We start from the raw sequence: 22,967 nt of genomic DNA on the forward strand, positions 1-22,967 counted from the left end.
TCCCGCCGATGGAACACGGCGCCGCACCCCCCGGCACGCCCCCCGAACGCCGCCGACGCGGGGTGCCGGTGTGGGCGGCGCTCACCGGCGCGCTCCTGGTGGCCGTCCTGGCGGGTGGCGCGGGCGGTGTCGCCGGAACGATGCTCTCCTCGGCGGACGGAGGCGCGACCGACTCCGACCAGGACGGGCCGGTCATGAACGAGCCCCCGCCCGAAGCCCCCGAACGGGCACCGGACACCGTCGCGGGCGTGGCCCAGCGGGTCAGCCCCAGCGTGGTCTCCCTGCGCAGCGCGGACCCGCGTGTGGGCGGCGGAGGCTCGGGGTTCGTCATCGAAGGCGACTACGTGGTGACCAACGACCACGTCTCCTCCGTGCTGGAGGACGACGGGATCGTGATCGACTACAGCGACGGCAGCAGCACCGGGGCCGAGGTGGTGGGCTCCGACCCCAGCTCCGACCTGGCCGTCCTGGAACTGGACGACCCCAGTGACGTGGAACCTCTGGAGTTCGGGAACTCGGACGAGGCGATCGTCGGTGACGAGGTCATCGCGATCGGGGCTCCGCTGGGTCTGGCCGGGACCGTCACCCAGGGCATCATCAGCGCCCTGGACCGTCCGGTCAGCCCGGACGAGGGGGACACCCAGTTCTTCGCGATCCAGACGGACGCGGCGATCAACCCCGGCAACTCGGGTGGGCCGCTGGTCGACATGCAGGGGCGGGTCATCGGGGTCAACTCGATGATCTACAGCATGGGAGGTGGAGCCTTCGGAGAGCAGCCCACCGGCAGCATCGGTCTGGGCTTCGCGATCCCCTCGACCGAGGCGGAGAGCGTCATCGGCCGGATGATCGACCACGGAGAGACCGCCTACGCCGACCTCGGCGTCACCTACGACCAGGAGAGCCCGGTCGTGGGAGCGGTGATCTCCGACGAGGACGACGCCATCGAACGCGGCGGCCCCGCCGACGAGGCCGGTCTGGAACCGGGGGACGTGATCGTCTCCTTCGACGGCCGTCGGGTCAACTCCCACGGCGAGCTCCAGGCGATGGTCCGCGACAAGAACCCCGGCGAAGAGGTCGAGCTGGACTACGAGCGCGACGGTGACCGCACCACCGTCACCGTGACGCTGGGCTCCGAGGACTGACCCTCCTCGGACACGACGACGGCCCCGAACCGGACGGTTCGGGGCCGTTCGCGTCTTCCGATCGACCCGGAGGCCGGCCTCAGCGACCGGCGGGGGAGATGCCGAGCTGCATCCCCGCCAGACCGCGCGGCTTGCTGACCAGCTTCTCGGCGATCTCGGTGATCACCTTGGAGGCCTCGGCGTCCGGCGTGCTCAGGACCAGGGGCTCGCCCTCGTCACCGCCTTCGCGAAGGCGGGTGTCCAGCGGCACCTGGCCCAGCAGCGGGATCTCCGCGCCGAGGGTCTTGGTCAGGGTGTCGGCGACCTGGCGGCCACCGCCCTGGCCGAACAGGTAGACGGGCTCGGCGCCCGCGTCCGGCTTGTAGTACGACATGTTCTCGATGACACCGGCGATGCGCTGGTGCGTCTGGGCGGTGATGGCGCCCGCGCGCTCGGCGACCTCGGCGGCGGCCTGCTGCGGCGTGGTGACCACCAGGAGCTCGGCCCCGGGCAGCAGCTGCGCCACGGAGATGGCGATGTCACCCGTGCCGGGGGGCAGGTCCATCAGCAGGACGTCCAGGTCGCCCCAGAAGACGTCCGAGAGGAACTGCTGGAGGGCGCGGTGCAGCATCGGGCCGCGCCACACCACCGGCTGGTTGCCCTGGGTGAACATCCCCACCGAGATGACCTTGATGTCGTGCGCGGTGGGCGGCAGGATCATGTCCTCGACCTTGGTCGGGAAGTCCGACGCGCCCAGCATGCGCGGCACCGAGTGACCGTAGATGTCGGCGTCGACGACACCGACCTTGTGCCCTTGGGCGGCCAGCGCCGCGGCGAGGTTGACGGTCACCGACGACTTGCCGACACCACCCTTGCCCGAGGCGACGGCGTAGACCTTGGTGAGCGAGCTCGGCTTGGCGAAGGGGATCTCCTTCTCCGCCTGACCGCCGCGGAGCTTGGTCTGGAGCTCCTTGCGCTGCTCGTCGCTCATCACGTCGAGTTCGACCTTGACGGAGGTGACGCCGGCGACCTCGGTCACCGCGGCCGTCACGTCCTTTTCGATACGCCCCTTCATCGGGCAGCCCGCGACCGTGAGGTAGATACCCACGTGCACGGCACCGTCGTCGGCGATGTCGACGCTCTTGACCATGCCGAGGTCGGTGATGGGGCGGCGGATCTCCGGGTCTTGCACCGTGGCCAGGGCTTTGTTTACCTGCTCGGTGGTTGGTGTGGAGGACATGTACTCAATCGTAGGTCAGCGGGACGGGGTACGAGGCCTGTGGTGTCACCCCAGGTCCACCCCTTCCAACGGAAGGGCGGTTCGTCGCTATTCCGGCCCGGTCGCCGTCTTTCCCCACACCCGGCTCCACAACGTGACCGGCCGATAACGGCGTGGCCTTAACGCAGGCGATACATGCCCGGATAGTAGCCTCGGCCGCACGATGGGAAATGTGCCGCCACCGCCTGGTTCGTCCTGGCCCACCGCGCCCGAGGGGCCGGATGGGCGGGCTCGTGGTGCGGAGGAACAGCCTCGGGAGCAGACCTGGGCCTGGCCGCCCGGGGGTGAGCGAAGGACACCGCCGGGCGGCCACCCGGCGTTGACCCCCGCACCGTCGGTGTGGGCCTGGCCACCTCCCCGGCCGGTACGGCGGAGCCGTTTTGCCCGCGCGGAGATCCCCGAGGGTGAGTCCTATCACAGGCTGGCCCGTACGCCACTGTTCCGATGGTGGATCCCGCCACTGGCGATCCTCGTCTTCGCGGTCCTGCTGTCCTTCCTGTGGATCGGCGTCGTCGTCGTGATGACCATCGTCGCGATCCTCGGCGGCGGCGGGCTGGCACCGGACTCGGCCCGTGTCGGTGAGATCGCCGGGCTCGCCTTCGGACTGTCGTCGATGGCCCTGCTCATCCCACTCGCGCTCTTCATAGCCCGCGTGGTGCAGTGGCGCAGCGCCGGCTCCCTGATCTCCGTGGACGGGCGTGTCCGCTGGCGATGGATGGGCGTGTGCCTGCTGGTCGCCCTCATGCTCGCCGGAACGTGCGCGGCCCTGGTGCCGATGCTCCCGTTCCACTCCGCCGACGACGCGGCGGTCGAGGCCACCTCGGCCGGCACCCGAGCCGGGATCCAGGTCCTGCTCGCGGCGCTCACCGTGATCGTCCTCCTCGTACCGCTCCAATCGGCGGCCGAGGAGCTCACGATGCGCGGGCTGGTGATGCAGCTCGTCGGGTCGCTGGGCTCCGAACACGGCGAGGGCGCCTTCTCCAGGGTGATGCGGTCCCCATGGCCGGCGATCCTGGCCGGTGGCACCCTGTTCGCCGCGTTGTACGCCTCCACCCACCCGGGACACGTGTGGACCACGGCCTCCCTCGTGGTGTTCGGCGCGGCCATGTCCTGGCTCACACTGCGCACCGGCGGCCTGGAGGCCGCCATCGGGCTGCACGTGGTCAACAGCCTCTTCCAGTTCACCCGCTGCGCGCTGGAGGGACGCCTGTCCGAAGTGGGCACCGGGGTGGTCATCGGCGCGGGACTGCCGGTGGGGGCCGACACCCCGCTGACACTGCTCCTCACCGTCGCCCAGGTGGGTCTGTACGTCACCGTCGTCCTGTGGTGCCTGCGCCGCTTCGGACCCGCGACCCGGAGCGCCGTCCACGCCTGAGCCCCGTCTCAGGGCACCCGGCTCTCGGGGGCCTCGGTCGGCTCGGGGTCCTCGGCCCGTCGGGGGAACACCCACGTCCGGTAGGCGAAGAAGCGGAACAGCGTTCCCAGCCCCACGCCCACGACGTTGCCGGCGATGTTGGTCGCCACGGGCCCGTCCAGCCCCAGCACGTGCACGGCGAAGCTCAGACAGCCCACCTGGATGAGCATGCCCACGCCGTTCATGAGCAGGAAGAGGAGGGTCTCTCGACCCAGCCCCGTTCCGGGACGGTCACGGAAGGTCCAGAACCGGTTCCCGACGAACGCGACCGCGATCGCGCAGGTGGTGCCGATCACCTGACCCGCGATGAGCGACAGGTCGGTGACGCTCCAGGCCAGGTTGGTGATCGCCACCTGCACCACGTAGGCGATGGCGCCGACGGAGCCGAACTTGCCGACCTCGGCCGCCAACGCGGCGATGCGGGGATGCCGGGCGAGGAACTCGCGCACGACCTGCGCCTCCAGTCCTTGGGGGAGCGTGAGGGTGGGCGGGGAGCGGCCCTCGGTGGGTCCGACCGAGGGTCCTAGACTCTCTAACCGGGGCTACGAGGAACACCCCGGCCGCGGGTTCCGAGCCGGAACGGCCAGGTTCCGCCAGGGGCGGGACCGTCCCGCATCCGCGGTTCACGAGCATTGAGTTGAGGAACTGTGAGCGAGCGTAACCGCATCGTCCCCCGCGTGGGAATGGTCGGTGGAGGTCAACTCTCCCGAATGACCCACCAGGCGGGCATCGCCCTGGGGGTGGACTTCTCCGTCCTGGCGGCCCGTCCGAACGACAGCGCGGCCCTGGTCTGCGGTGACGTCACCCTGGGTGACGACCGCGGGCTCGACGACGTCCTGGCCTTCGCCAAGGCCAACGACGTGGTCACCTTCGACCACGAGCACGTGCCCGAACCCGTCCTGCGCGCCGTGGAGGAGGCCGGTGGGCTGCTGCGTCCGGGCCGCGACGCCCTGCGCTTCGCCCAGGACAAGCTCCGCATGCGGACGCGTATGGCGGAACTGGGCGCGCCCTCCCCGCTCTGGCGTGCCGTGACCACCCTCGAACACGTCACCGCCTTCGCCGAGGAGGCCGGCTGGCCGGTCGTGCTCAAGGCCGCGCGCGGCGGTTACGACGGCAAGGGTGTGTGGGTCGTCGCCGACGTCGACGAGGCCCGCGAGGTCGTGGAACGCGCCGCCGCCGAGGACGTGCCGCTGCTGGTGGAGGAGAAGGTCGAGTTCACCCGCGAACTCGCCGTGCAGGTCGCCCGGTCCCCCTACGGCCAGGTGGCGGTCTATCCGGTCGTCGAGACCGTGCAGCGCGGCGGGATCTGCCACGAGGTGATCGCGCCGGCCCCCGGTCTGGACGAGGAGAAGGCCACCCGCGCCCAGCGGCTGGCCATCGAGATCGCGCACGCGCTCGGCGTCACCGGGATGCTCGCCGTGGAGCTGTTCGAGACCGCCGACGGGGTGGTCGTCAACGAACTGGCCATGCGTCCGCACAACTCCGGGCACTGGAGCATCGAGGGCGCCCGTACCTCCCAGTTCGAGCAGCACCTGCGCGCCGTGCTCGATCTGCCGTTGGGCTCCCCCCGCCTCAACGCCCCCTTCACCGTCATGGCCAACCTGCTGGGCGGCGACGACCCCGAGGTCTACCGCCGCTACCTGCACGTCATGGCCAAGGACCCCGAGGTCAAGGTGCACTTCTACGGCAAGGAAGTGCGTCCCGGCCGCAAGATCGGGCATGTCACCGTGATGGGCGACGACCACCAGGACCTGCTGGCGCGCGCCCGCGACGCCGCCGACTATCTGCGAGGAGACCACAAGTGACCGAGAACAGCCCCGTGGTGGGCATCGTGATGGGGTCGGACTCGGACTGGCCGGTGATGCGCGAGGCCGCCGAGGCCCTGCGCGAGTTCGACGTGCCCTTCGAGGCGGACGTGGTCTCGGCGCACCGCATGCCGCACGAGATGATCGCCTACGGCTCCGAGGCCGCCGGTAGGGGCCTGAAGGCGATCATCGCCGGGGCCGGAGGCGCCGCCCACCTGCCCGGCATGCTCGCCTCGGTGACCACGCTCCCGGTGATCGGCGTCCCGGTGCCGCTGAAGTACCTGGACGGGATGGACTCGCTGCTGTCGATCGTGCAGATGCCCGCCGGGGTCCCGGTGGCCACGGTGGCGGTGGGCGCGGCCCGCAACGCCGGCCTGCTCGCGGTGCGCCAGCTGGCCGCCCACGACCCGGAGCTGGCCGAGAGGATGTCCCGCTTCCAGGAGAAGCTCAAGTCCCAGGCGCACGCCAAGGGCGAGCGGCTGCGTCGCGAGGTCTCGGAGGGCGACAAGCCCACCGGCTTCGGCTTCTGAGGGCCAGGAGAAGGCCCCGGCGTCCACGAGGGACGCCGGGGCCTTCCCCCGTCCCGGGTCAGGGGGTCGGGGGCAGGAGGGCGCGGATCCCGGCCACCGCCTGGTCCACGGTGGGCATGTGCTCGGGGGAGACCAGGTACTGGAGTACGTAGCCGGTGACGATGTTGTAGAGCATGGAGCCCAGGCCCGCCACGGTGTCGGCGTCGAGCTCCTCCGGCGCGACCCCCAGGAGCAGGGCGGCGAGCTCTTCGCGGGCCCCTTCGATCCCGTCGGCCAGGGCGGCGCGCATCTCGTCGTCGAACTGGACCTGGGCGAAGGCCTGGACGCTGGAGACCATGAGGTCCCGGTGGGCGGGGACGGCCTCGAACAGCGAGGTGAGCACGGCCCTGATCCGTTCCTCGGGGGCGGCCGCGGAGGAGGACTCCCGGACGAGTCGGGTGAGCACGTCGCCCCACTCGCTCGTGGCCTCCAGCACCGCGGTGTTCATCAGTCGGTCCTTGGAACCGAAGTGGTAGCCGATGGACGCCAGGTGGGCTCCCGAAGCGGCCGCGATGTCGCGTGCGGTGGTCTTGCCGTAGCCCTTCTCGGCCAGGCACCTCTTGGCGCCGGCCAGCAGGTCCTCACGTTGGCTCATGCGCCCACCCTAACATTTTGACGTACGTACATATTGACGGTGGATTTTGACGTACGTACGATAAAATCCATGAACACGACCACCGGACCCCCACGAGCGCCCGTCCGCACCCGGATCGGGCTGCTCCTTCTGCTCATCCCGGCACTGCTGGTCTCCATGGACCTGTCGGTGCTCTTCGTCGCGGCCCCCGCCATCGCCCGCGACCTCGAACCCACCGCCGCCCAGTGGCTGTGGATGATGGACGTCTACGGCTTCGTCCTGGCCGGACTCCTGGTCACCATGGGCGCCCTCGGGGACAGGATCGGCCGGCGCCGGCTACTGCTCACCGGTGCCCTGCTGTTCGGGCTCGCCTCGGCCCTGCTCGCCCTCGCCCCCTCCAGCGGGCTCTTCATCGTCGGGCGGGCCCTGCTCGGACTGGCCGGGGCGACCCTGGCGCCCTCCACGCTCTCCCTGATCCGGGCGATGTTCACCGACGCCCGACAGCGGGCCGCCGCCGTCGGAGCCTGGACCGTGGCCTTCACCGGAGGGGCCGTCGCCGGACCGATCATCGGTGGCGCGCTGCTGGAGTTCCTTCCCTGGGGCTCGGTCTTCCTGATCAACCTGCCCTTCATGGCCCTGCTGCTCTTGGCCGGCCCCTTCCTCGTCCCCGAATCGCGCGACCCCGCCGGAGCCCGATTCGACCTGCCCGGGGCGCTGCTGTCCCTCATGGCGATCCTCGGCCTGGTCCACGCCGTCAAACGCCTCGTCCAGTACGGGGCCGACCCCCGAGCGATCGGGGCGCTCGCGCTCGGGCTGCTCCTCCTGACCCTGTTCGTCAGGAGACAGCGCCGTGTCGAACATCCGCTCATCGACCTGTCGCTGTTCGCCCGCCCCGCCTTCGGGGCCGCCGTCACGGGCAACGCGGTCGTCTCCTTCGCCGCCGCCGGCATGGGGCTGCTGACCTTCACGTTCCTCCAGAGCGTGCACGGGCTCGGCCCGCTGCACGCGGCCCTGTGGGCGCTGCCGACCTTCTTCGGCACCGTTCTGGGGGCGACCGTCTCCGGAGCGCTCTCCTCACGGGTCCGGCCCGCGCCGATCATGGCGGCCGGCCTGGCCCTGGGCGCGGGAGGGTTCGCCGTGATCGCCCTGGTCCGGCCGGACACGGCTCTGCCGATCTTCGTCGGCGGATACACGCTGATCACCCTCGGCGCTGGAATGGTGGGCGCCCTGGCCAACGCCCTCGTGCTGGCCACCGCGCCACCGGAACGTTCCGGGGCCGCCGCCGGTATCTCGGAGACCGGTACCGAGCTCGGGGCGGCGTTGGGCGTCGCCGCCCTCGGCACGATCTCCCTCACCGCCTACCGGAACGGGATGGCGGGGGTCGACGGGCCGGCGGGGGAGACCGTCACCGGGGCCGTGGACACGGCGCCCGGGCTACCGGCCGCGGAGGCCGAGCGTCTCCTGGAGGGAGCCTTCGCCGCCTTCACCCACGGGGTGAACACCGCCGCGCTGGCCTGCGTCGCCCTCCTGGGAGCGTTGTCCCTCGTGGCCCTGGTCGCCCTGCGGCGCCTGCCCGCCGGAACCGAGGCCCCCGAGCGGATCGACGCCTGACCCCGAGCTCCCCGCCTCGAAGGGGGAGTTCACGGGGACGTCGGCTCGCGCTCCTCCGGCCACGCGTCCTCGACGTACGACCGGACGAGCGCGGCGTGGGAGAGCGGGCTGGAAGGATCGGAGACGTCGCCGTTGGTGGTGTGGTCCAGGAGCACGACCTCCTCCTTCGCGCGCAGCCGCTCCACCAGGTCGGCGACCCGGTGTTCGAGGACCCACCGGTAGACGGGCAGGTAGATCAGGCGCCGCGCCGCCTCGTAGGGGAGCAGTCGATCTCCACGTGGACCGGCGCGGTGCCCCAGGACGGGCCCGTACCGGCGCACCGTCCGCTTCAGCCCCCTCATCGTCGTCACGTCGAACCTGGACGGATCGACGTCCGAGCCCTCGAAGACCTTGAGGCCCTGCCAGATCCCCTCCACGGAGGCACCGGTCAGGTCCTCTTCGAAGGGGATCGGGATCCCGCCGTGCGGGAAGAACGGGCTCAGCCGCACCCACGGTTCCGGAGCCCTGGAGGTCGTGTCGATGATCTCCGCCCCCGGGAACGCGGCCGCGAGCGAGGCGGGCGAGCGGCGGCGGGAGGCGACGTGAACGGTCATGGGGGGCCTTCCGTCTCGGCGGCACGGGCTCCGAGTATCCCCCGTGGCACCGACATATCCCCTCGAATCGACCTCGATCGGAGACACCGCGATGTCTTCGCGTGGAACGAGACGAGGCGCCCCTGAGGGAGCGCCTCGCCGTCGTCGTGCGGGTTCCCCGCCTACTTCGGCGTGAGGATGCAGAACTCGTTGCCCTCGGGGTCGGCCATGACCGTCCACGGCACGTCCTCCTGGCCGACGTTCACGCGCGTCGCGCCCAGCTCGCAGAGCCGGTCGGCCTCCTTCTCCCGGTCGCCGCCCGCGTAGGGGCGCAGGTCGAGGTGGACGCGGTTCACCACGGTCTTCTCCTCCGGGACCCGGAAGAACTCCACGTAGGGGCCGATGCCTGTGGCGGAGCGCATGACCGCGTAGTCGCCGTTGGCCTCGTGCACCGTCCAGTCGGTGGCCTCGCCCCAGAACCGGGCCATCGCCTCGGGGTCGCGGCAGTCCACCGCGATCGCGCCGATCGGCCCGGTGCCCTCGTGGCGGTCGTCTGGAGCGAGGACGCAGAACTCGTTGCCCTCGGGGTCGGCGAGGACGACCCACGAGCTGTCACCCTGGCCGATGTCGACCGGTGTGGCGCCGAGCGCCTTCAGCCGCCGCACCGTCTCCGCCTGGTGCTCCGGGGAACGCGAGGTCAGGTCGATGTGGACGCGGTTCTTGACCGTCTTCGGGTCCTCGACGGGCACGAGGTCGATGACGAGGTCGCTCGGGTTCGGGTAGTCGAAGCCCGCCGGTTCGAGGTTGATCTCCCCGGGGTTGCTGTCGTCGAACTCCCAGCCGACGGCCTCGGCCCAGAAACGTCCGAGTCGTGGCGCGTCCAGGGCCTTGATGTTGACCTGTACGAAGCGGAGGGTCATGCCGTCCTTTCGAGGATCGTCCGGGCCCGAAGGCGTCCGAAGAGGATCCGTTCGTCACCGCGTGACGATGAGCGTGGTGCGTGCGGGTCGACAGTGGCAGGGGGACTCAGACGTCGCAATGGGTTTTCGTGGCCGGATCCGGTCGTCACCGCGTGACGACGACCAGAAGGGCGGCCCACTCGTGGGCGGGGAAGACGAGGTGCCCCGCGACCGGACGCTCACTGTCGCGGACGGCGGCGCCCGCGGGGAACTCGGCGACCTCGACGCACTCCTGCCGGGTGGTGCTGTACGAGGACTTGTGGAAGACGAGGGACGGGTGCTCGGCCATGACGTGCCTCCTGGGGGATGCTTCTCGACCTCTCCGACAAGGATCCCACCCCCGGCCCTCCGGTGTCAGGGATTCCGTCACAAGGCCCGCACGGCCCCTCGGCCGGCTCCGGGCCCGCCTGCGGAGGAACGTGTCATCCACCGGGCGGCGCGGGGTGAGGACCCCGGTGCGCTGGAGTCCTCCCCGCGAACCCTCTAGGCGGCGAACTCCTCGGGGAAGAGGCACTCCGAAGTGGACCGCTGCTCCAGGTAGCGCCACTCCAGCAGGTCGTTGACGGGCACGTAGCCCTCTCCGCCGGCCTCGGGGACCTGCTCGGCGGGGACGAGGAGCTGTTCTCCGCCGCCGGGCTGCTCGAAGTGCGGCGCGATCGGCCCCACCAGCGCGGTGACGGGGCGGACGACCTCGTAGCAGTTGTAGTTGTGCTCGGGTCCGTCCGGCCAGGTGTTGAGCGAGTCCGGGGGCAGCGCCCGCTCGGCGTAGGAGGCTCCGGCCGGCGCGAGGAAGGTCCCCCACGGGGAGCCGAAGCGGTCCAGCATCCACCCCTCCGGCAGTTTCCGCAGTTCCTGGACGGGTTTGCCGTCCTCCACCACGAAGCCGTCGTGCTCGGGGTAGTCCCAGCCGTCCTCGGTGGCCCAGCGGTCCAGGAACTCGACGGGGGTCAGGCCGCCGAGCCGGTCGTATCCCTCGACCAGTTCGCCGACCGGCCCGTCGGCGGGCAGTTCCCTCGGCCCCAGGCGTCGGTCGCCGCACAGGTAGCGGTCCCGGTCCTCCTCGGTGGGCGGCGGGTCCAGAGCGGGGCATCCGGCCTCGGGCACCAGGGGCGTGACGGGTGCGAGGGGCGGGGAGGGGACGGCCTCCGCGGCCAGGACGGGGGAGGCGCTCGAGATCAGGGCCAGGGCGGTGAGGGCCGCCGCGCGGAAGGTCGGCATCGGTCTCCGTTCGATCCTTGAACACGGTGTGTTCCGCGAGAACTACAGAGAGAAGTCAACCATGGTGCGAGGCTCTGAACATGGGAAACGGCCGCCCCCGTACGGGAGCGGCCGTTCCTTCGGCTCGAACGGCGGTGGTGCCTACTGGCGGCCCAGGGCCCGGTAGGTCCAGCCGGAGGCGCGCCAGTACGTCGGGTCCAGCGCGTTGCGGCCGTCGACGATCCGCTTCTGGGCGACGACCTCGGCCAGCTCCTCGGGGTTGGCCTCGCGGAACTCGGTCCACTCGGTGAGCAGCAGGACCACGTCCGCGTCGCGGGCGGCCTCCAGCATGGAGTCGGCGTAGTTGAGCTCCGGGTGTGCCTCCCGGGCCCGCTCCAGGGCCTGCGGGTCGTACACGGTCACCCGGGCGCCCAAGGAGGCGATGGTCGAGGCCACGTCCAGGGCGGGCGAGTCCCGGATGTCGTCGGAGTTGGGTTTGAACGCCGCGCCCAGCACCGTCACGGTGCGGCCGGCGAAGTTGCCGCCGATCAGCTGGCGGGCGATGTCGATGGTGCGGGCCCGGCGACGCTGGTTGATCGCGTCCACCTCGCGCAGGAACGACAGGGCGGGCTCCACGCCCAGCTCGTCGGCGCGGGCCATGAAGGCGCGGATGTCCTTGGGGAGGCAGCCGCCGCCGAAGCCGAGCCCGGGGCCGAGGAACTTGCCGCCGATCCGGTCGTCGTAGGACAGGGCCTCGGCGAGCTGGATCACGTCGGCACCGGCCACCTCGGAGACCTCGGCCATCGCGTTGATGAAGGAGATCTTCGTGGCCAGGAACGCGTTGGCGGAGACCTTGACCAGTTCGGCGGTCTGGAGGTCGGTGACCAGGAACGGGGTTCCGGCGTCGACCTGTCGCTGCCACAGGGCGCGGACGGCCTTCTCCACCCGGGGGGAGTCGGTGCCGATCACGATGCGGTTGGGGCGCAGGGTGTCCTCCACCCCGAAGCCCTCACGGAGGAACTCGGGGCTCCAGCCCAGCTCGGCCTCCTCGCCGACCGGGGCGAGGGCGCTCAGGCGCGCGGCCAGGGTCGCGGCGGTGCCCACCGGGACGGTGGAGCGGCCCACGACCACGGCCGGTCGGGTCAGGTGCGGGGCGAGGGACTCCACGGCCGCGTTGACGTACTTGAGGTCGGCGGCGCCGCTCTCGTCGCGCTGGGGGGTGCCGACGCAGATCAGGTGGAGGTCGGCGAACTCGGCGGCCTCGGCGAAGCTGGTGGTGAATCGGAGTCGACCGGCCTCCAGCCCGGAGGTCAGGAGCTCGTCGAGACCAGGTTCGTAGAAGGGGACGCGACCGGAGCGGAGCGTTTCGATCTTGGCCTCGTCGACGTCCAGTCCCAGGACCTCGAAACCCATTTCGGCCAGACAGGCGGCGGTGGTGGCGCCGAGATAGCCGGTCCCGATGACGGTGACCCGCCTGCTTTCCGCTTCGACCACTGGTGTTCCTTCCTCGCTTCCGCACGCGCCTCGTACTGAGTCTTCCCGCTCATGACGGCTGACATCCCGCACGAGGGCAGAAAACGGACATGGTACGGCCGATGGGGGTGCCCAAGAGGGACGGTGCATCACCCTACGCTCAAGGGCGTGGCGCCCGACCCAACAACACGTGAACAGTCAGGCGCACAGGTTACCGGTGGGTGGGAGGCCGTCCGCACGGGGGATCCGCGGAGCCGTAAAGCCCGGGGACGGCGGGTCAACGGCGGTCGTCGTCGAGGATCCGGGTGTGTTCGGAGTCATCGTCCAGCGGGGTCCACACGGCCCCGCTCCCTCCGCGCCGGAACGGGGTCGTGGTCTTGTTCGGGTCGTCGAGGCCGCGCCGGGGCGAGGCGGGCGGCGGGACGTCGGGGACGGTGTCGCCGACCGGGCCTCCGTCGTTCCAGGGGCCTCCGTCGGAGACCTCCGGGCCGGACCCGTCGGCCTCCTCCATCGGGGCGGGACGGTACCGGTCGCGGTTGGCGGAGGCGACCACCCTGGTGCCGGGCAGGGGGCCGAGGTCGTCGGCGGCGCGCCACCGCGTGGGCAGGAAGGCCGATCCGGCGAGCAGGACGCCCAAGGGCAGGGCGACGACGAGCCCCGTCCCGTTCGGGTAGAGGAAACTGGCATCGTTGAGCCAGCTCAGCGCGGAGTCCAGGCTCTCCCGGGAGAGGACCGGCCACAGGCACAGGGCGCTCAGCAGCACCCCGGAGGAGGCCGCGACCATCGGCGATCGTCGCGAGGCCACCAGATAGGCGCCCAGGCCTCCCAGGAGGCACAGCACCACCACGGACGAGACCGTCGCGAAGCCCACGTCACCCTCGACGATCCGCGGGAACGTCTCGGACGACCAGGCGAGCCCCACCCACAACACGGGGGCCAAGGCGATGCCGGCGAGCAGGCCGAGCAGGTGGCGGAGCACTCTGTCCCTTTCTCTCCAGGGCCTTCCACGACCCTTGTCCAGGCTATGCGCAGATGTTGTCCCGAGCGGTGGTGGTGTCGGGGGCGGACGGCGCGGCCTCCGGCTCGGCCCCGGCCTGAGCGGTGGGGGCCGTGGGCGCCTCGAAGGTCGTGTAGTCGAACCCGATCACCACCTGGAGACCCTCGTCCAGGGTCCCGTCCTCGACCGTCTCCGAACCGGGGAGCGTGCCGGAGACGTACTCGGCGAGCGCCTCCTCTCCGGGCCCGTACCTGACCTCGGTCCGTTCCACGCTCCGGTCGGTCCAGTTCTCGGCCGGGTCGGTCACGTTGAAACCGGCCGTGGTGAAGCTGTCGTCGAGCCGGGCGCCCAGACCCGGGGTGGCGGTGCCGTTGAACACCCGCAGGCCGACGTCGGCCGGGACCGGCTCGTCGTCCTTCCCGCCGTCGTCCTCGGCCTCGGGCTCGGGGGCCTCCAACGGTCGGTCGGCGTTGATGGCGGCGAACATCTCCCGGGCGGCGGGTTCGTCCCACAGCAGGGCCACGTCGCCGCGCGGGGTCCAGTGGTCCATGTCCGAGATCGGCACCTGGGCGAAGGTGACGTCCTTCAGGTCCAGGTCGCGCATCTGATAGGCGAGGTCGTTGATGGCGCTGGTGGTCAGCCCCTCGTCCACGGTCACCGAGGACAGGGAGCTGTCGAGGAAGGCGGTGAGTTTCCCGGGATCGGACAGGGTCTGCGAGCTCATCGCCTTGTCGAGCATGGCCGAGAGCACCTGCTGCTGACGGTCGATCCGGTCCAGGTCGCCGCGGGCGGTGGCCCGGGTCCGGGCGAAGGCCAGCGCCTCGACCCCGTCGACCTGGTGCGTTCCGGCCTCCATGTCCAACTGCGCCTTGGGGTCCTGGATCGCCTCGGGCAGGCACACCTCGATGCCGTCCAAGGCGTCCACCACGTCGACGAAGCCGTTGAAGTCCACCTCGACGTAGTGGTCGACGCGCACGTCGGTGACCGATTCCACGGTCTGGACCGCGAGCCCCGGCCCTCCGTAGGCGTACGCGGCGTTGATCTTGTCCTCGCCCTCACCGGGGATGTCCACCCACAGGTCGCGGGGGAGGCCCACCACGGTGAGGTGATCGCGTTCGTGGTTGAGGCGCACCAGCATCATGGAGTCGGAGCGCTGCCCCGGGGTGGAGCCGACGCTGAGCGCGTTCTGGTCCTCGGTGCTCATCTCGTCGCGGCTGTCGGAGCCGATGACGAGGAAGGTGAGCCCACCGGTCTCGTCGGGACGGTCGCCGTCGCTCAGTCCGCCGAACACGTCGAAGCGGTTGATCGACCCCGACATCCATCCGGTGATCGCCCAAGAGGTGCCCGAGGCCAACAGGACCAGTACGGACAGTACGCTCATCAGCAACAGACCGTTGCGGCGACGGCGGACCCCGGCGCCGGGTACGGTGATCCGCCCCGAACGCGCGGAACGTCCCGGCTCCTCCGGGGGTAGGGGCGTGGACCTTTCGCGTCGGAACTCGCCCTTTGGTCCGTGCCGTCCGGCGTCGTCGCTCATCGGCATCCCCGTCCCACCCGTTCCACGGTGTCCTCGGTACCTAAGGTTGTCACCCGATCCGCCGAAGGGCGCGGGATGTCGACCATCGGCGTGTTGTGCTCCCCGGCGTCCTCATCAAGGTCGGACGCGTCGGAAGGCGAAAACGTTCTCCAGGGGGTCGCACGTCTCGGAACATCTGCCCCGAGGGGTAGGGCTCCACACCCCGCCGGACGGATGAGCGGCGGCGCGGTGTGCAGTACGGTTGACGGCGCGTAGATCCCCCCGTACGCCGTCCCGCCATGTTCTGACCCTGGGAAGTGCCCGTGTCCTGGCCGCCTGTCTCCGTCGTCATGCCCGTACTGAACGAAGAGCGCCACCTCGCCTCGGCGGTGGAGCACGTCCTCGCCCAGGAGTACCCGGGCGAGCTGGAGGTCGTGCTGGGCGTCGGTCCCTCCGAGGACCGCACCAGGGAGGTCGCCGACGGTCTGGCCGCGGCCGATCCCCGGGTCAAGGTGGTGGACAACCCCACGGGGAAGACCCCGGCGGGCCTGAACGCCGCCATCGGCGCCTCCTCGCACGACATCGTCGCCCGTATCGACGGTCACGCGATGATGCCCTCCGACTACCTCAAGGTGGCGGTGGAGACCCTGGAGGAGACGGGCGCGGACAACGTCGGCGGCATCATGGCAGCCGAGGGCACCACCCCGTGGGAGAAGGCCGTCGCGGCCGCCATGACCTCCAAGGTGGGCGTGGGCAACGCCCGTTTCCACACCGGTGGTGAGGGCGGCCCGGCCGACACCGTCTACCTCGGCGTCTTCCGGCGTTCGGCCCTGGAGCGCGTGGGCGGCTACGACGAGGCCTTCCTGCGGGCGCAGGACTGGGAGATGAACCACCGCATCCGCACCACCGGCGGCACGGTCTGGTTCCAGCCGAGGATGCGCGTCTCCTACCGTCCCCGACGCAACATGCGGCTGCTCGGGAAGCAGTACTTCCACTACGGCCGCTGGCGGCGTGTGGTCGCCCGCCAGCACAAGGGCACCATCAACCTGCGCTACCTGGCACCACCGGTGGCCGTGGCCGGGATCGTCGCCGGTCTCCTCGGCGGGTTCCTGTTCTGGCCGCTGTGGCTGGTGCCGGCGGCCTACCTGGCCTTGATCACCGTGGCCTCGGTTCCGCTGATCCGGGGGCTGCCGGTCTCGTCCTGGCCGCTCGTCCCGGCCGCGCTGGCGACCATGCACATGTCGTGGGGCGTCGGTTTCATCACCAGCCCGCCCGGCCTGGGCGCCGATTCGCGGACCGCGCAGGCCGCCGGTTCCTGACGAGACCGGGCGGCGAGGCCCTACCCGTAAGGGTTCTCACCCTCCCGTGGATTCTCCGCTTCTGCTAGTCAAGAGAGCGGAGACGACCGGAGAGGACGATATGGACGAGTTGCGCGGGGACCAGGCGTCATGGGCGTTCGACAGTGAGATCGTTCGTGTGCGCTTCGAGACGAAGGGCTGGTTCAAGAGCCCCCTGTTCAAACTCCTGGGGACCCTCGACCTTCCGGTCGGGGCGATCCGGGAGATCGACTTCCGGCCGGGCGCGGGTCGTAAGAAGGGGTGGGTCCTCCAGCTGCGGCTGCACGACCGCATGGACCCCTACGCCGCCGTCGGCGCCATGCTCGACGAGAAGTACCAGCCCTTCCGGTTGACCGGCCCCGCCAAGACCGAGCTGGTGGCCGAGTACCTGGTCGACCAGCTCCGATTCGCCGCCGAGCAGGCCGGCCCTCCCGACCCGGCCACCGTGCTCTCCCTGGTGCCGTCGACGCCTCTGCACGTCCTCACCTCGGAGGGCACCGCCCGCTTCGAGGCCGATCGGCTGTCCCTGGTGTGGTCCGGTACCTACGCGAGCGGCTACAAGAAGAAGAAACAGCGTCGTGAGTTCGAGCTCTCGGAGATCGCCCACATGGAGTGGGCCCCGGTCGACGAGTGGGGTTGGGGCTTCGTCCGGGTGGTGACCCGCGGCCGCGTCGCCGACGCCAAGCCCAAGAACGACCTCAACGTGCTGCGCGCGGGCGAGGAGGGCAACGAGATCCAGCAGGCCTTCCTGCTGGCCGCCACCGTCACCGCGCACCAGTGGGCCCGCGACGTGCGGCCCCGCCCGGCCCTGGGCTCCGGTGGGACGGAGGTCGAGGAGGAGACGAAGCCCGGCTTCGACGACCCCGAATGGTGGAAGGAGACCGCCCGCAACGCGGTCGACGTCCTGCGCGGTCCTCGGATCTCCTTCCATCTCCCCGGTTCCGGAGGCCGGGGCGCCACCGTGGAGGAGGACGGGGACGAGGCCGCCATCACGGCGGGAGAGGGTACGGACCCGGCCCCGGAACGGGGGACCGGGGCCGACACCGCGTGGATCTTCGAGCAGATCGAACGCCTCGGCGACCTGCACGCCAAGGGGCTGCTCACCGACGAGGAGTTCGGAACCAAGAAGGCCGAACTCCTCGACCGGATCTAGCGGAGGGCGGCCACCGTTCCGGGGACGTCGTCCACCACGACCGCGTCCATCCCGGCCTCCGCGAACCGCGCCGAGACCTCCGGGTCCGGGCACCAGGAGATGATCTCCAGCCCGGCCCGGTGCGCGATCTCCACGGTGTACTCCAGCGGGCGGCGCCCGGGTACGGGGCCCTCCACGCCGGTGTCCAGCGCACGGGAGTCCACCGCGACCACCGGGCAGCCCAGTCCCACGGCGCCGGGGATCGCCGAGTCCGCCGGGTTGCGCACGAAGGGCATCCAGGCGGTCGGGACCCCGGGGGCGCCCTCATGGACGGCGACCAGCAGCCCGGGGTCGAAAGAGCAGACGAACGTGCGCCGGCGGTCGGCCTCCCGGCGCAGGAAGGGCATCAGCAGCGCGGCGGTCCGTCGCGCCGGAGCGTCGACGGCGTCCTCCATCACCGTCTTGACGTCCACGTCCAGGCCGATGTGGTCGGGAACGACCTCAAGACCCTCCTCCAGCCCGATCAGTCCGGCCCGTCGGCACTCCGCGAGATCCAGGTCCACGATCGCGCGTCCGTCGTCCAGAGCGGCGTTGTGATGGAGCACGAGCGCGTCGTCGGCGGTCCGCCGTACGTCGATCTCGACCCAGTCCGCTCCGGAGCGCACGGCCGCCTCGAAGGAGGCCGCGGTGTTCTCCACCGCGCCGTCCACTACGCCCCGGCCGGCGCCCCGATGGCCGATCACCTCGGTCGCCTCGAACACCCCGCTCACGAGACCCCCTCCGCGATCGCGTTCCCGGACGCGTCGTGGGCACGTCGACGACGCAGCAGGGTCTCGGCGATCTCCACGTCCCCGGGGTTGGTGACCTTGATGTTGTCCTCCTCACCCGGAACGATCCGCACCTCCTCCTCGGGGAGGTAGCGCAACACCACCCCGCAGTCGTCGGTGGCCACCAGATCGGGGTCGGCCATGGCCGCCTCGTAGGCGCGCCGGGCCACCCCGAGCCGGAACCCCTGGGGAGTCTGCATCCGACGCAGGGACGAACGGTCCGGGGTCTGGGCGATGACCTCGCCGCCGGAGCGTCCTTCGGTCACCCTCACCACGGTGTCGGCGCTGGGCACCGCCACGCCCACGGCCCCGGCCTCGCCCAACGCGGACACGCAGGCGGCGATGGTCCGGGGGAGCACCAGGGGGCGGGCGGCGTCGTGCAGCAGCACCAGATCGTCGTCGGTCGCCGAGGCGACCGCGGTCAGGGCCGCGTAGGAGGTGTCCGTCCGCGTCGCGCCGCCCGGGAGGACCCGGCTCACCTTGGCGAACCCGGCGCGCGCGACGATCTCCTCGACCTCCCCCACGTACTCGTCCACCATCAACACCACGATCTCGTCCACCTCGGGCGCGGACTCGAAGGCCGCGATCGAACGCTCGATGATGGTGCGGCCCTCCAGCGAGAGCAGCTGTTTGGGCCTGGGCGCCCCCATCCGGGAACCGACCCCTCCGGCCAGAACCGCCGCGATCACCCGCGGACCTGTGGACATCGTCGCCTCCGTATCGATCGTCGGTCGCCGGCGGCGACCGAACGGGGACACGCCTCTCGTGGGCCGGAGATGACGGGAGGGGGGAGGGGACGACTCTCCGGGAACACGGGCGTGCGAAGGCCGACCCTAACCGAACGGAGGGAGGAGGAGAGGCGTCGGATCGGGGGAGGACGGTATGTGGTTGACACGGTCTGTCCGATGCGGCGGTAACCTATGGACGCCTGTTGGGCGTGCCCGGTCCCCACCTCCTTTCGATTCGGACGTTGGAGCCGGGCGTGGTTCATGACCGCCCCCCGGACTCCGCCGGATCCCCCCCGTTCCGGTCCCGGTGAGGGTAGGACCGCGTCGACGGCCGGTGCGCACAGGTGAGTTCGTAGACGCGACTGTCCGGCACATCGTGAACCGGACGATCTCAAACCTTGGAGGTGGCGGTGGCGTCAAGGACGCTGGCCGTCTGGGAGCACCGGAAGGTCGTCGGCCTCCTGGTCCGGCGCGACCTGAAGGTCAAGTACCAGCAGTCCGTGCTGGGGTACGCCTGGACGATGTTGGAACCCCTCGCCCTGACGTTGGTGTACTTCTTCGTCTTCGGTCTCGTACTCCAGGCCGACCGCGGCATACCCGAGGAGGCCAAGCCCTACGGCGGCTACATCCTCTTCCTCGTCGCCGGCATTCTGCCCTGGACGACCTTCGGAGCGATCCTCTCCGAAGCGCCGAAGGCCATGATCACGCATTCGAAGTTGATCACCACGATGAAGGTGCCCCGGGAGATCTTCCCGATGGCCACCGTGGGCACCAAGTTCGTCGAGTACCTGCTGACCTGGCCGGTCCTGCTCATCTTCGTGTTCGCCCTGGGCGGCCGTTTCACCTGGGAGGGCATGCTCGTCTGGCTGCCCCTGGCGATCGTGCTGACCTTCGCCTTCGGGTTGGGCGTCACCCTGTTCCTGGCCTCGGTCAACGTGTTGCTTCGCGATGTGGAACGACTGACACGTATCCTGACCCGAATCCTGTTCTACGGCTCGGCGATCCTCTTCCCGGCCTCGATGGTGCTCCACAGCGACGGAGTGCCCGGGTGGGCGAAGACGATCTATGAGCTCAACCCGCTTATGGGTATCTTCCAGATGCACCGCACCGTATGGTTCGCCGGGTTCGAGGAGTTGACCCCGAGCCCGCTCGCCGTGACCTCCGCGGTGGTCGGTTCCATCCTGATGCTCGCCATCGGATACTGGACGTTCCGTCGTCTGGAGATGTCCGTACTGAAGGAGTTGTGATGGCGTCCACCTACGAGGCCGCGGTCACCGGCGGTCCGGTCATCGAGGCCAAGGGGCTCGGCGTGAAGTTCGCCGTGAACCGTCGCCGCAAGCGCAGCCTGCGTGAGATGTTCATCCACGGCAACAAGCGCGACCCCAACGCCGAGGGCAACGAGTTCTGGCCGCTGCGCGACGTGTCCTTCGAGATCGCCAAGGGCGACTGCGTCGGCATCGTCGGCAAGAACGGCACGGGCAAGTCCACCCTGCTCAAGATGATCGCCGGGGTGCTCATCCCCGACGAGGGCACGGTCGAGGTCCGGGGCAAGGTGGCGCCTCTGCTGGAGCTGCGCGCCGGGTTCAACGACAATCTGACCGGACGCGAGAACGTGTACCTGGTCGGTTCCCTGCACGGCATGAGCGAGAAGCAGATCGACGAGCGCTTCGACGAGATCGTCGACTTCGCCGAGGTCAAGCCGAAGTTCATCGACACCCCGGTCCGGCACTACTCCAGCGGGATGAAGGTACGCCTGGGCTTCGCCCTCATCTCGCAGCTGGAGCACCCGATCATGCTGGTCGACGAGGTGCTCGCGGTGGGCGACAAGGCCTTCAAGCGCAAGTGCTACGAGGCCATCGACCGGATGCTCGCCAACGAGCGCACCATGGTGCTGGTCTCGCACAACGAGCGGGACCTGAAGCGCTTCTGCAACCGGGGTCTGTACATCAAGGGCGGCGAGCTCGCCCTGGACACCGACATCGACTCGGCCCTGGCCGCCTACAACGCGGACACCAAGGTGGAGATCGAGGAGCGCAAGAAGAAGGACGAGGCGAAGAAGAAGCGCGCCGAGGAGAAGGCGAAGAAGGTCGAGTCCGAGCAGAAGGCCGTCGAGGCCGACGCCGAGGACAAGGCCGAGAAGAAGGACGAGAAGGGCGAGGGCAAGGACGGGGGCCGGGCGGCCTGACCGGATCCACCCTTCACGACCTGCGGCGAGAGCGCACCACGGCATGTTCCGGAGGTGCGTTCTTCGCTGTTCGGACCTGTCTGAAACCGCTTTCCACGTGCGAAAAGGGCGTAACGGCGGCCTTGAGCGTGTCGGTGATGGATTGTGTACAGACGGTGGGTGACGGTGACTCTCAGTTGACATCGGGAGGGCACGGACATGGCCGAGGGAACCGTGGCGCGGGCGACCGCGAGGATCATCGAGCGAAGGCACGTCACCCGGTCGGGGGTGACCCGTGTCAGCCTCGTCGCCTCGGTCGCCGCCGCGGTCTGGTTCAGCCGGGCCGACCCCACCGGGGCCGTCCTCGGATCCCTGTTCCTCGCGCTGATCCTCGCCTGTGACGCGGTCCGCTCCCGGATGCGCTCCGACCGCCGGGACGCCCTCACGCTGTGGACCGTGTCCATGGCCTCCCAACTCCGGGAGTACGTGGTCTACGTCGGACTGGCCTTCGGAGCCGCCGCGGCCGGCCACGCCAGCGCCTGGGGATGGGCGGCCGGCGCCCTGATCGCCCTGGCTCTGCGCAACGCGCTCCTGGTGGCCTTCGCGGCCCCGCCCGCGAGTTCGGCGTCGCCCGCCCTCTTCGTGCCCGCCCAGCGACGTTCTGAGGCCGTTCGGCCACCCGGGGTGCCCAGGCCCCGCCCCGCCGGGGTCCCCGAGCCCTCGCTGCCGCTGCCGCTCCTGGTCCGTCGGGTCATGGCCTTCGGGCAGCCGACCCGCTTCCTCGTCATCGCGGTGGCCACCACGCTGTGGGACGCCAGGATCGCCTTCGTCAGCCTCATCGTGGGCTGTGCCGTGGCGATCACCGGAGAACTCGTCGATCCCTCCTCGCGCGGGGAGGGCCGATGAACGGAAGACCGGTGAACGGCTTCGGGGCCGAAGAAGGCGTGAACGGCCATGACGTGCCCCGGACGCGGGAGAGGCTCGTGCCCGCCGTACCGGATCTGCGTCACCTGCGTGATGACGGTCATATCGCCCGGCTGTGGGGGAGGGTCGCCCCGGGGATCGCTCCGCCGCTGCTCACGGCGGTGGCCGGAGCCCTCGTCGTCGCCGTCCTGTTGGCGGCGGACCGCGGACAGCTCACAGGCATTACCCTGTTCGCACCGGTCGCTGCCCTGCTACTGTCCGGTGCGGCCTCGGGCCATCCCCACGACGGACGGTTCGACCTGTTCGTGCCGCCCGTCCTGCGTGTCACCGAATACGGCTACCTGGCGGTGCTGGGTTCGGCGTCCGGCGTACCCGGTCCTATGGTGTTCGTACTCTTGGTGACGATCGTCTGTCACCATCGCGACGACGTCGCGCGGCCCGCGGTCGGTGTGGATCGACCCCTCGGGGTACGCCACGCGGCGCTCGGGTGGGACGGCCGGATGCTCGTCATCGCGGTCGGGGGCGCGTTTTCCGCTCTCACCGCCGCCTACGGCATACTCGCCGGATACCTGGTGGTCCTGATGGTGCGCGAGTGCGTGCGCACCTGGAGCGCGACACCGGTGTCCGACGTGCGGACCCGACCCGCCACCCCCGGCGGGGCGGACCCGGGGGATCGGTCGATCCCCCACGACGGAGACGGGGGCCAATCGGTCTCCGGAACGAACGGGGAGGCGTGAGCGCCTCCTCGACCTAAGGAGGAACTCGCCC

Annotated in this window: 23 protein-coding genes; 11 read left to right on the forward strand and 12 right to left on the reverse strand. The window is 70.5% G+C overall.

Annotated elements, in window-relative coordinates; translation table 11 throughout:
• Window positions 1-8: 8 nt before the first annotated feature.
• Entirely contained in the window at window positions 9-1,142 is a 1,134-nt protein-coding gene (locus tag D451_RS0103470) for a S1C family serine protease (RefSeq protein ID WP_017533437.1), read from the forward strand.
• 79 nt (window positions 1,143-1,221) lie between these two features.
• Here D451_RS0103470 and D451_RS0103475 read toward each other — a convergent pair whose 3' ends face one another.
• Window positions 1,222-2,361 (reverse strand): Mrp/NBP35 family ATP-binding protein, encoded by a 1,140-nt coding sequence (locus tag D451_RS0103475; RefSeq protein WP_014908528.1) that lies wholly within the window; start codon window positions 2,359-2,361, stop codon window positions 1,222-1,224.
• A 358-nt stretch (window positions 2,362-2,719) separates the two neighbouring features.
• On the opposite strand from D451_RS0103475, the gene D451_RS0103480 reads away from it, so the two are divergent.
• Window positions 2,720-3,775, forward strand: a complete 1,056-nt coding sequence (locus D451_RS0103480) for a CPBP family intramembrane glutamic endopeptidase (RefSeq protein WP_017533438.1) — start codon at window positions 2,720-2,722, stop codon at window positions 3,773-3,775.
• Window positions 3,776-3,783: 8 nt separating this feature from the next.
• On the opposite strand, the gene D451_RS0103485 is transcribed toward D451_RS0103480, so the two are convergent.
• The gene (locus D451_RS0103485) at window positions 3,784-4,263 is read right to left on the reverse strand and encodes a GtrA family protein (RefSeq protein WP_017533439.1); all 480 of its coding nucleotides are present in this window, start codon (window positions 4,261-4,263) and stop codon (window positions 3,784-3,786) included.
• A gap of 198 nt (window positions 4,264-4,461) precedes the next feature.
• On the opposite strand from D451_RS0103485, the gene D451_RS0103490 reads away from it, so the two are divergent.
• Window positions 4,462-5,619, forward strand: a complete 1,158-nt coding sequence (locus D451_RS0103490) for a 5-(carboxyamino)imidazole ribonucleotide synthase (RefSeq protein WP_036567734.1) — start codon at window positions 4,462-4,464, stop codon at window positions 5,617-5,619.
• On the forward strand, window positions 5,616-6,149 hold the full coding sequence (gene purE, locus D451_RS0103495; protein ID WP_014911560.1) for a 5-(carboxyamino)imidazole ribonucleotide mutase: 534 nt from the start codon (window positions 5,616-5,618) through the stop codon (window positions 6,147-6,149). Before D451_RS0103490 ends, purE begins: the two co-directional genes overlap by 4 nt.
• Before the next feature lie 58 nt (window positions 6,150-6,207).
• Here purE and D451_RS0103500 read toward each other — a convergent pair whose 3' ends face one another.
• Window positions 6,208-6,783, reverse strand: a complete 576-nt coding sequence (locus D451_RS0103500; RefSeq protein ID WP_017533441.1) for a TetR/AcrR family transcriptional regulator — start codon at window positions 6,781-6,783, stop codon at window positions 6,208-6,210.
• A gap of 69 nt (window positions 6,784-6,852) precedes the next feature.
• On the opposite strand from D451_RS0103500, the gene D451_RS0103505 reads away from it, so the two are divergent.
• Complete coding sequence (locus D451_RS0103505; RefSeq protein ID WP_017533442.1) at window positions 6,853-8,373, forward strand: MFS transporter; 1,521 nt, start codon at window positions 6,853-6,855, stop codon at window positions 8,371-8,373.
• 29 nt (window positions 8,374-8,402) lie between these two features.
• On the opposite strand, the gene D451_RS0103510 is transcribed toward D451_RS0103505, so the two are convergent.
• The 7 genes from D451_RS0103510 to D451_RS0103540 form a co-directional block, all read right to left on the reverse strand.
• A complete protein-coding gene (locus tag D451_RS0103510) occupies window positions 8,403-8,966 on the reverse strand; it encodes a DUF6939 family protein (protein WP_017533443.1) in 564 nt (187 codons plus the stop codon).
• A gap of 161 nt (window positions 8,967-9,127) precedes the next feature.
• The gene (locus D451_RS0103515) at window positions 9,128-9,865 is read right to left on the reverse strand and encodes a VOC family protein (RefSeq protein ID WP_017533444.1); all 738 of its coding nucleotides are present in this window, start codon (window positions 9,863-9,865) and stop codon (window positions 9,128-9,130) included.
• 145 nt (window positions 9,866-10,010) lie between these two features.
• Window positions 10,011-10,193, reverse strand: coding sequence for a DUF397 domain-containing protein (locus tag D451_RS0103520; RefSeq protein ID WP_017533445.1), 183 nt, complete (start codon window positions 10,191-10,193; stop codon window positions 10,011-10,013).
• A 194-nt stretch (window positions 10,194-10,387) separates the two neighbouring features.
• Complete coding sequence (locus tag D451_RS0103525) at window positions 10,388-11,122, reverse strand: TNT domain-containing protein (protein WP_014912149.1); 735 nt, start codon at window positions 11,120-11,122, stop codon at window positions 10,388-10,390.
• A 141-nt stretch (window positions 11,123-11,263) separates the two neighbouring features.
• Window positions 11,264-12,595 (reverse strand): UDP-glucose dehydrogenase family protein, encoded by a 1,332-nt coding sequence (locus D451_RS0103530; RefSeq protein ID WP_014913087.1) that lies wholly within the window; start codon window positions 12,593-12,595, stop codon window positions 11,264-11,266.
• Window positions 12,596-12,851: 256 nt separating this feature from the next.
• Complete coding sequence (locus tag D451_RS0103535; protein ID WP_017533446.1) at window positions 12,852-13,553, reverse strand: hypothetical protein; 702 nt, start codon at window positions 13,551-13,553, stop codon at window positions 12,852-12,854.
• Window positions 13,554-13,596: 43 nt separating this feature from the next.
• Window positions 13,597-15,108, reverse strand: coding sequence for an LCP family protein (locus D451_RS0103540; RefSeq protein ID WP_026124795.1), 1,512 nt, complete (start codon window positions 15,106-15,108; stop codon window positions 13,597-13,599).
• 302 nt (window positions 15,109-15,410) lie between these two features.
• Between D451_RS0103540 and D451_RS0103545 the strand changes: the two genes are divergently transcribed.
• Entirely contained in the window at window positions 15,411-16,406 is a 996-nt protein-coding gene (locus D451_RS0103545) for a glycosyltransferase family 2 protein (RefSeq protein ID WP_014910779.1), read from the forward strand.
• 100 nt (window positions 16,407-16,506) lie between these two features.
• On the forward strand, window positions 16,507-17,577 hold the full coding sequence (locus D451_RS0103550; protein ID WP_017533447.1) for a DUF4429 domain-containing protein: 1,071 nt from the start codon (window positions 16,507-16,509) through the stop codon (window positions 17,575-17,577).
• Here D451_RS0103550 and D451_RS0103555 read toward each other — a convergent pair.
• Both D451_RS0103555 and D451_RS0103560 read right to left on the reverse strand, forming a co-directional pair.
• Window positions 17,574-18,326: a glycerophosphodiester phosphodiesterase gene (locus tag D451_RS0103555; RefSeq protein ID WP_014909055.1), complete on the reverse strand. Its 753-nt coding sequence runs from the start codon at window positions 18,324-18,326 to the stop codon at window positions 17,574-17,576. The genes D451_RS0103550 and D451_RS0103555 overlap by 4 nt on opposite strands.
• Window positions 18,323-19,090, reverse strand: a complete 768-nt coding sequence (locus tag D451_RS0103560; RefSeq protein WP_017533448.1) for an IspD/TarI family cytidylyltransferase — start codon at window positions 19,088-19,090, stop codon at window positions 18,323-18,325. The genes D451_RS0103555 and D451_RS0103560 overlap by 4 nt, the downstream gene beginning before the upstream one ends.
• A gap of 419 nt (window positions 19,091-19,509) precedes the next feature.
• Here D451_RS0103560 and D451_RS0103565 point away from each other — a divergent pair, with 419 nt between their 5' ends.
• The 4 genes from D451_RS0103565 (at window position 19,510) to D451_RS0103580 (ending at window position 22,936) form a co-directional block, all read left to right on the forward strand.
• Window positions 19,510-20,358 (forward strand): ABC transporter permease, encoded by an 849-nt coding sequence (locus D451_RS0103565; protein WP_017533449.1) that lies wholly within the window; start codon window positions 19,510-19,512, stop codon window positions 20,356-20,358.
• The gene (locus D451_RS0103570) at window positions 20,358-21,296 is read left to right on the forward strand and encodes an ABC transporter ATP-binding protein (RefSeq protein ID WP_014909394.1); all 939 of its coding nucleotides are present in this window, start codon (window positions 20,358-20,360) and stop codon (window positions 21,294-21,296) included. Before D451_RS0103565 ends, D451_RS0103570 begins: the two co-directional genes overlap by 1 nt.
• Window positions 21,297-21,494: 198 nt before the next feature.
• Window positions 21,495-22,181 carry a hypothetical protein gene (locus D451_RS0103575; protein ID WP_014913134.1) on the forward strand — a complete coding sequence of 229 codons (687 nt, stop codon included), beginning with the start codon at window positions 21,495-21,497 and terminating at the stop codon, window positions 22,179-22,181.
• Complete coding sequence (locus D451_RS0103580) at window positions 22,178-22,936, forward strand: DUF5941 domain-containing protein (protein WP_017533450.1); 759 nt, start codon at window positions 22,178-22,180, stop codon at window positions 22,934-22,936. The genes D451_RS0103575 and D451_RS0103580 overlap by 4 nt, the downstream gene beginning before the upstream one ends.
• Window positions 22,937-22,967: the final 31 nt, after the last annotated feature.

Origin of the sequence: Nocardiopsis alba DSM 43377 (assembly GCF_000341225.1) — a bacterium.
In the GTDB taxonomy this organism is placed as follows: Bacteria; Actinomycetota; Actinomycetes; order Streptosporangiales; family Streptosporangiaceae; genus Nocardiopsis; species Nocardiopsis alba.

Bases quoted from the DNA above. Each gene is read 5' to 3' on its own strand.
- D451_RS0103470 (WP_017533437.1), top strand. From the start codon at position 9: ATGGAACACGGCGCCGCACCCCCCGGCACGCCCCCCGAACGCCGCCGA.
- D451_RS0103475 (WP_014908528.1), bottom strand. From the start codon at position 2,361: ATGTCCTCCACACCAACCACCGAGCAGGTAAACAAAGCCCTGGCCACG.
- D451_RS0103500 (WP_017533441.1), bottom strand. From the start codon at position 6,783: ATGAGCCAACGTGAGGACCTGCTGGCCGGCGCCAAGAGGTGCCTGGCC.
- D451_RS0103505 (WP_017533442.1), top strand. From the start codon at position 6,853: ATGAACACGACCACCGGACCCCCACGAGCGCCCGTCCGCACCCGGATC.
- D451_RS0103510 (WP_017533443.1), bottom strand. From the start codon at position 8,966: ATGACCGTTCACGTCGCCTCCCGCCGCCGCTCGCCCGCCTCGCTCGCG.
- D451_RS0103515 (WP_017533444.1), bottom strand. From the start codon at position 9,865: ATGACCCTCCGCTTCGTACAGGTCAACATCAAGGCCCTGGACGCGCCA.
- D451_RS0103520 (WP_017533445.1), bottom strand. From the start codon at position 10,193: ATGGCCGAGCACCCGTCCCTCGTCTTCCACAAGTCCTCGTACAGCACC.
- D451_RS0103525 (WP_014912149.1), bottom strand. From the start codon at position 11,122: ATGCCGACCTTCCGCGCGGCGGCCCTCACCGCCCTGGCCCTGATCTCG.
- D451_RS0103540 (WP_026124795.1), bottom strand. From the start codon at position 15,108: ATGAGCGACGACGCCGGACGGCACGGACCAAAGGGCGAGTTCCGACGC.
- D451_RS0103550 (WP_017533447.1), top strand. From the start codon at position 16,507: ATGGACGAGTTGCGCGGGGACCAGGCGTCATGGGCGTTCGACAGTGAG.
- D451_RS0103560 (WP_017533448.1), bottom strand. From the start codon at position 19,090: ATGTCCACAGGTCCGCGGGTGATCGCGGCGGTTCTGGCCGGAGGGGTC.
- D451_RS0103570 (WP_014909394.1), top strand. From the start codon at position 20,358: ATGGCGTCCACCTACGAGGCCGCGGTCACCGGCGGTCCGGTCATCGAG.
- D451_RS0103575 (WP_014913134.1), top strand. From the start codon at position 21,495: ATGGCCGAGGGAACCGTGGCGCGGGCGACCGCGAGGATCATCGAGCGA.
- D451_RS0103580 (WP_017533450.1), top strand. From the start codon at position 22,178: ATGAACGGAAGACCGGTGAACGGCTTCGGGGCCGAAGAAGGCGTGAAC.